Origin of the sequence: uncultured Chloroflexus sp. (assembly GCF_937129525.1) — a bacterium.
Lineage (GTDB): Bacteria > Chloroflexota > Chloroflexia > Chloroflexales > Chloroflexaceae > Chloroflexus.
In genome coordinates this window covers 1-1946 of the sequence record NZ_CAKZNK010000123.1, presented here as the reverse complement: position 1 = coordinate 1946, position 1946 = coordinate 1, and the positions used below count along the sequence as shown (strand labels likewise).

The window sequence follows — 1946 nt, the reverse complement described above, 5'->3', positions numbered from 1 at the left end:
ATTTGCGGTTGTTGACGCGCAAAATATGCCGCGTATGGGTTTGTTCCCTGCCTGACGAAATGACCTGAATACCAGTAGGAATGAAAATCAGTCGATCCCGACGGACCACCGTATGCCTTAATGGTCACTTCGATGAGAGTGTGCAGAGACCACAAAACAAAAAAGAGCAATAACCCGATCGCAAATATGTTTGATCGCTTTGAAATCATACTCATTGATGTTCCCTCCTCAAATCGTTGCTATTTACAACCAGGTTGACTTTATACAATGTTACACTAAGATAAACAGCGCTTGCATGCCCCGTCTCCGATCGGCGTCTCTGAGCGCAATAAAACGCCATCACTTGCATTGCCAGAGCATTCGGTTATCACATCTCCCACAACGCTCCATAATTCTCTCCAGAAAGTGCCACGCCAGCGTCAACCCAGCGACCTTTGCGCGATACTAAAGGGCTTCGCTGCCAATCAGCGCGAAACGCTTGTGGGCATTACGTTTAAACCGGTCATCCAGGCCGACAACCATAGCAAGACTACCCGGTTTTGGCGTGGCTCAAGTTGACACGAGCGCGCAATCTACGCAAGTGAAGCGCCGGCCTAAGGACTATACAGCTCTGCAACAAATCGCGCCACAGTGAACGTTGCGTTGGTTATCCGTATTGACATGCAGAGCGATAGACTTGCAGACTCGGAATGCGATATAGCAGGATAAACGTGACCGTCAGGCATGCCATCAAAATAAGAGTAACCAGCGTTTGCCCTGCTTGCTCCCAAACACGAAACACTTGATCCGGCAAGAGCGTCGCAAGCATTTGCTGTGGTCGGCTCAGCCATAGCATCGAAAAGGCCAGAAACAGCGTCAATCCCCGTCGCCACTCCCGCGATAATTGCCAGACGTTCGCGCGCACACCGTAGATCACGAACGCCACAAACACAATCCAGATCACCACATCATATTCGCGATGATAGACAACCAGCAGCGTCCATAACATCAAAATCGTCACGATATGAAAGTCTGCCAGTGACCTGACATTATCCGGCAGGCTGAAATAATAGCGTTTCAACCAGTATGCCAGCGGCGCTCCCACGATAAACGTGGACAAGAGAGTGATGGAGAAGAATACCGGTGTTGAAATAGCATCTGGCATCAATCTGTAGATTGAGTACACCAAATGTATCCCTTTATCGCCCAAATGACCTCCGATCATCAGAATATATTCATGCCACACCTGCATAGGGGAGACATTTGTCAAAATCGACAATCCGAGCAGGCCGATCGCTTGCGCGGCCAGCGCCAATGCGATTACGTTCGATTTACGCTTGAAAAGCAGAAAGAGCAACACGGGCATAGAAAGGGAATACTTCGACAAGGCGATGCCCAGCGCAATCCCCGATAAAACCCAGTTTTTGTTCATCGTCATGAGCGTCAATAACATGAGCGCAAACACAACCAGCGTTGTTTGTCCGGTTATTACAGCCATCCTCGTTGCCAGTAATGACCAAAAACTAAACACAATAATCAAAGATTCGCTGCGAATACCTGCATTGGGAAACCATAATCGCAGAACCATCCACGGTATCATCAATGCGAGCAGCAGATTGACTATCAGCCACACACTTTTGGCCAGCGGCCAGGAAAAGAACGAGAAGAGCGACAGGAGCAGCACGATTGGCGCGGTGTTGGCCGGCACAATTGCCAGGCCCGGCTGCGCGACAGGTTGCGCCGTAACTGCCTTGCCATCGAGGTAATATACTGGTATCTGCGGTTGTTGTTCCGAAAGGAATGCTTCATATGGATCTGTTCCCTGCCTGACGAAATGACCTGAATACCAGTAAGAATGGAAGTCGATTGAACCGCTTGCGCTGAGCGAATCGCGAATCATATAAACAAAACCAAGAAATGACCACAACGCCATGCCAATAATTGCGGCGATCGCCAGCGCATTTGAA

2 protein-coding genes are annotated in these 1946 nt (G+C 49.3%); both read right to left on the bottom strand.

Annotated elements, in window-relative coordinates; all coding sequences use genetic code 11:
• Positions 1-215: hypothetical protein (locus tag Q0650_RS15295; RefSeq protein ID WP_298820492.1), on the bottom strand; the 215-nt coding region annotated here is incomplete at its 3' end.
• A gap of 431 nt (positions 216-646) precedes the next feature.
• Positions 647-1946, bottom strand: a 1300-nt coding sequence (locus tag Q0650_RS15290) for a glycosyltransferase family 87 protein (RefSeq protein WP_298820490.1), incomplete at its 5' end; no start/stop codon positions are given.